This is a genomic window from Dietzia sp. DQ12-76 (assembly GCF_014145045.1).
GTDB lineage: Bacteria > Actinomycetota > Actinomycetes > Mycobacteriales > Mycobacteriaceae > Dietzia.
In genome coordinates, this window is record NZ_JAALDV010000408.1 from 1 (window position 1) to 1,948 (window position 1,948).

Annotated in this window: 3 protein-coding genes and 1 pseudogene; all 4 read right to left on the reverse strand. The window is 71.4% G+C overall.

Annotation, left to right across the window (positions count from 1 at the left end; genetic code table 11):
- On the reverse strand, positions 1–132 hold a 132-nt coding region (locus G6019_RS13500), incomplete at its 3' end, for a DNA-formamidopyrimidine glycosylase family protein (RefSeq protein ID WP_304506207.1).
- Position 133: 1 nt separating this feature from the next.
- Positions 134–832, reverse strand: coding sequence for a ribonuclease III (rnc, locus tag G6019_RS13505; protein ID WP_182613338.1), 699 nt, complete (start codon positions 830–832; stop codon positions 134–136).
- A complete protein-coding gene (locus G6019_RS13510; protein ID WP_107756659.1) occupies positions 829–1,419 on the reverse strand; it encodes a YceD family protein in 591 nt (196 codons plus the stop codon). Before G6019_RS13510 ends, rnc begins: the two co-directional genes overlap by 4 nt.
- Positions 1,420–1,443: 24 nt before the next feature.
- A pseudogene (locus G6019_RS13515) lies at positions 1,444–1,948 on the reverse strand (DivIVA domain-containing protein); the annotation flags it as partial.

Here is a 1,948-nt window from a genome sequence, read left to right on the forward strand (position 1 = left end):
GATCTCCGCCGGGCCGCCGGGCTGCCGGCGGGCCGTGCGGACCCCGGTCACGTCGACGTCGAGGATCCGACGGCCCACCACGTGGGTCTCGAGGCCGCGACGCACCACCTCGACCTCGGGGAGCTCCGGCATGTCAGCCCGTGGCCCGGTCCAGGGCCGCCCAGGCCTGCTCGGCGGCCTTCTGCTCGGCTTCCTTCTTGGTCCGGCCGACGCCCTGACCCAGCGGGTCGTCGCCGACCAGGGCCACCGCGGTGAAGGTCTTGTCGTGGTCCGGTCCGGTGGAGGTGATCTCGTACCGTGCCTTGGGTCGGCCGAGCGCCGAGCACTTCTCCTGAAGACTGGTCTTCCAGTCGAGCGCCGCTCCCAGGGTGGGGACCACGCGGAGCCGCTCACCGATGATCCCCTCGACGATCCCCCTCGCCACGTCCAGACCGTGGGTCAGGTACACGGCGCCGAAGACGGCCTCCAGGGTGTCTGCCAGGATCGAGTGCTTGTCCCGTCCGCCGGTCAACTCCTCCCCCCTGCCGAGCCGTAGTAGCGCTCCCAACCCCGTCGGGCCCAGCTCGCGGGCGATGTCGGCCAGAACGTAGGTGTTGACCAGACTGGCCCGGATCTTCGCGAGGTCACCCTCCGGGCGGTCCGGGTAGGCGGCGTAGAGATGCTCGGTCACGATGAGTTCCAGAACGGCGTCTCCGAGGAACTCGAGCCGCTCGTTATGGGGTAGCCCGCCGTGCTCGTAGGCGTACGACCTGTGGGTCAGAGCCTGTGCGGCCAGGTCCGCGGGGAGCCGCACCCCCAGGACCGCATCGAGCTCGGGGGCGGGGTCCGTCACCCGGCCCCCTCGTCGGTCCCGGGGTCCGCGAACTTCTCGGCCAGTCCGGCCCATCGCGGATCGATGCGTCCCTCGGTGTCGCCGGAGACACCGTCCGGCGCGGGGGTGTCGGGGTTGACGCAGACACTGTGGCCGTAATCCGTGCACGTGGGCGACATCGGGAACTCCAGGCCGAATGCGTCGACCAGAGCCGGTTCCAGGTCCAGCAGATCGCCGTCGAGCAGACGCACCTCGTCCTGCTCCACCCCGTCGGCGGCGGCCGTGCCCTCGGCGGCGTACATCTCCGTGAGATCCACGGAGACCTCGGTGGTGAACTCGCCGAGACACCGTGCGCACTCCACCGAGGCGCGTCCGGCGACGGAGCCGGTCACCAGGACTCCTTCCTCGACGAAAGTCAGGTCCAGGTCCAGGTCGACCTCGTCACCCTCGGGGATGCGGATCAACTCGACCCCGATCGACGACGGCAGGACCGCGGCGCGCCGGACCTGCGTCATCGCACCCGGCGACCGGGTGATGCTGCGGGTGTCGAGGACGAGGGAATCGGCGGCCGGGCGGCCTTGATGTCGGGGGCGGGAGGTGGTGGACACGCCCAGCAGACTACCCGTCGTCGGTCAGTAGTCCCCGTACCCGTCGCCGTAGTGATCGCCCTCGCGCGCCCCGCGCCGGCCGTGGGCCTCACGCCGGCCGATCGGGGCGACCCCGTGGAGTTCCTCGCGCCCGCGGGACACGGTGCGGAGGGTCGAGCCGAGGAACTCCTCGAACCGCGCCATCTTGTCGTCGATGTAGGCGTCGCATTCCTCGCGCCGACGATCGCTCTCCGCGTGCGCGGCGTCCCGGATCCGGCTGGCCTCCTCGTCGGCGATCCGGACGACCTCGGACTCCGACAGCATCCGCTGCTGCTCCTGGCGGGCCTCGGTGATGGTGCGGTCGTAGATGACGTTGGCCTGTTCCACCAGCCGGTCGGACTCGGCTCGGGCACGGGAGGTGGTCGATTCGGCTTCGCGGCGGGACCGGTCGAGCAGTTCGGCGGACTCCGCGCGGGCGTCGCCCACCAGTCCGTCGGCGTGCGCCGTGGCCTCGGCGACCATGCGGTCGGCCCGCGACTTGGCGTCGGCG